Consider the following 2,170-nt stretch of genomic DNA (forward strand, 5'->3'; position numbering starts at 1 on the left):
ATTCCGGCGGGCCAGGCGGACAATTCGTCGGCCCAGGCTTGGCTGCCGATGGTCAGCAGCGGCGCGAGCACGTCCTCTTTGCCCGCGAAGTAGCGGTAGAAGGTGCGCAGTCCCATGCCCGCGGCGGCGGCGATGTCCTCGACCGTGGTTGCGGTGTAGCCGTTTTCGATGAACAGGCGGGCGGCGGCCAGGGCCACGGCGCGGCGGGTGGCCGCCCGGCGGGCCTCGGTGAGCGTGGGGCGGCCGGTGCGGGGCCGGTCGCTGGCGGCGCTGGTCATAGAGGCACTCTAGCCAAGGCCGAAACTATTTATGGCGCGGAGTGCCATTAACGGCATATCGTGTCAGTAAGTAGTTCCACCGATCAGGAAGTGATCCATGAACCGTCTCGAGCAGCGCCGCATTCTGGTCACCGGCGCCGGATCCGGCATCGGCCAGGCCACCGTTCTCCGCCTGCTGTCGGAAGGGGCGGTCGTCGCGGGCGCCGACGTCAATGCCGAGGGCCTGGCCCTGACCCGCAAGCAGGCCGCCGAGGCGGGCACCGACTCGCGGCTGACCATCGTCGAAATGAACATCGGCGTGGAGGCCGAGGTGATCGCGGGCGTGCGCACCGCCGTCGAAGCCCTCGGCGGGCTGGACGCGGTGGTCAACGCGGCGGGCATCCTGCGCGCGGCCCACACCCACGAGACCTCGCTGGAGCTGTGGAACCAGATCATCACCGTCAACCTCACCGGCACCTTCCTGGTGATCCGTGAGGCGCTGCCCGCGCTGCTGGCCAATCCGCGCAGCACCGTCGTGAACTTCAGTTCCACCTCGGCCAATTTCGCGCACCCGTACATGGCCGCGTACTCGGCGAGCAAGGGCGGCATCCAGACGCTGACCCATGTGCTGGCACTGGAATACGGCAAGCAGGGGCTGCGCGCGGTGAGCGTCGCGCCGGGCGGCATCAAGTCCGGCATCACCGACGCCACCCCCGGCTATCTGCCGCAGGATGCCGACTGGTCGCTGTTCGGCCGGTTGATCGCCGTACTGCCGCAGGACAATCCGGAGGAGCTGGCCGGGCCGGAGAACGTGGCCGGGGTGATCGCCATGCTGGTCTCGGACGACGGGCGCTTCATCAGCGGCACCGAGATCCGCATCGACGGCGCGGCCCACACGTAGCAGCGCCGCGACACGAGCGAAGACGAAGGCCCCGATCGGGATTCGATCGGGGCCTTCGTGTTCAGCGTGTCCGCGTTACTTCGCGGCGCCCACCAGCTCGGCACTGCCGCGCAGGATCGCATCCGCGGTGCCCGCCGGCCACTGCAGCGCCGCATCGAGTTTGACCAGGACGTCCTCAGCGGGCGACTCCATCAGGCACCGTTCGATCTGGCTGATCATGCCCGTGGACGGTCCGCCGTTCTTGGCCACATCGGCCTGCGTCCAACCGTTTTCGCGCCGCCGCGCCTTGACCCGGTCGGCCAGGGCCTGCAGATCGGGCTCCCCGGCAGCCACGTCCGCCACCACGACAGCCTCCGGCACCACGGCGGTCTCCGCGACCACCGGCGCGACCACGCGCTCCGCCACCGGTTCCGCAGCCACCCGCTGCGTGACCTGCGCCCGGTCCTTGCCGGACGTCAGCAGGCCCTGCGTAATGAGCCGAGACCGCTTCTTCCGGCCCATCTTCCCCATTTTCGCCATCCACCGCTCCTCGATCGCACTCAAAACCTTCGCTCAAACCCCGGCAAGGTTGCCACAGGTTCGCGGCAAACTCGGGCCAAACCCGAACTTCGGCGTGCCATCCCATAAGAAACAGCGGCGATTCCGAACGCCGACACGGACATGACCGATTGCCAATGGATTGCGCACGATGTGACGATCGCGGCGCGGCGGTTATGCCGGGGTCGCGGTGAGTTCGTCGCGGCGGGAACGGTATTCGCGCTGCCAGCGCAGGAAGCCGACGGTCACCATGACGAAGAAGATGCCGTAGACCGCGCCCGAGGCGTAGAGCCCGGATTTCAGCGCCAACGGGACGCCGACCAGGTCGACGAGCATCCAGATGATCCAGAAGTCGGTCAGCGCGCGACTCTGGGCGAAGGCGCGCGCCTGGATCAGATGGGTGACGCTGGAACGATCCTCCGACGGCAGCAGCTGCACCGCGTCGGCCGGAATGTCTTGCGCTTCCAGAGCTTCC

4 protein-coding genes are annotated in these 2,170 nt (G+C 68.2%); 1 reads left to right on the forward strand and 3 read right to left on the reverse strand.

Features of this window, described 5'->3' with window-relative positions:
* On the reverse strand, positions 1-278 hold a 278-nt coding region (locus ACWELQ_RS44340), incomplete at its 3' end, for a TetR family transcriptional regulator (RefSeq protein ID WP_452402956.1).
* Between the two features lie 97 nt (positions 279-375).
* On the opposite strand from ACWELQ_RS44340, the gene ACWELQ_RS44345 reads away from it, so the two are divergent.
* A complete protein-coding gene (locus ACWELQ_RS44345) occupies positions 376-1,158 on the forward strand; it encodes an SDR family NAD(P)-dependent oxidoreductase (RefSeq protein WP_452402957.1) in 783 nt (260 codons plus the stop codon).
* A gap of 75 nt (positions 1,159-1,233) precedes the next feature.
* On the opposite strand, the gene ACWELQ_RS44350 is transcribed toward ACWELQ_RS44345, so the two are convergent.
* Positions 1,234-1,677, reverse strand: coding sequence for a helix-turn-helix domain-containing protein (locus tag ACWELQ_RS44350; protein WP_452402958.1), 444 nt, complete (start codon positions 1,675-1,677; stop codon positions 1,234-1,236).
* A 192-nt stretch (positions 1,678-1,869) separates the two neighbouring features.
* Positions 1,870-2,031: a nicotinamide mononucleotide transporter gene (locus ACWELQ_RS44355; RefSeq protein WP_452402959.1), complete on the reverse strand. Its 162-nt coding sequence runs from the start codon at positions 2,029-2,031 to the stop codon at positions 1,870-1,872.
* Between the last annotated feature and the right edge of the window lie 139 nt (positions 2,032-2,170).

Source organism: Nocardia sp. NPDC004722 (assembly GCF_053601505.1).

What these genes read in the sequence shown, in the direction of transcription:
- ACWELQ_RS44355 (WP_452402959.1), bottom strand. Translation starts at nt 2,031, where the DNA reads ATGCTCGTCGACCTGGTCGGCGTCCCGTTGGCGCTGAAATCCGGGCTC.
- ACWELQ_RS44345 (WP_452402957.1), top strand. Translation starts at nt 376, where the DNA reads ATGAACCGTCTCGAGCAGCGCCGCATTCTGGTCACCGGCGCCGGATCC.
- ACWELQ_RS44350 (WP_452402958.1), bottom strand. Translation starts at nt 1,677, where the DNA reads ATGGCGAAAATGGGGAAGATGGGCCGGAAGAAGCGGTCTCGGCTCATT.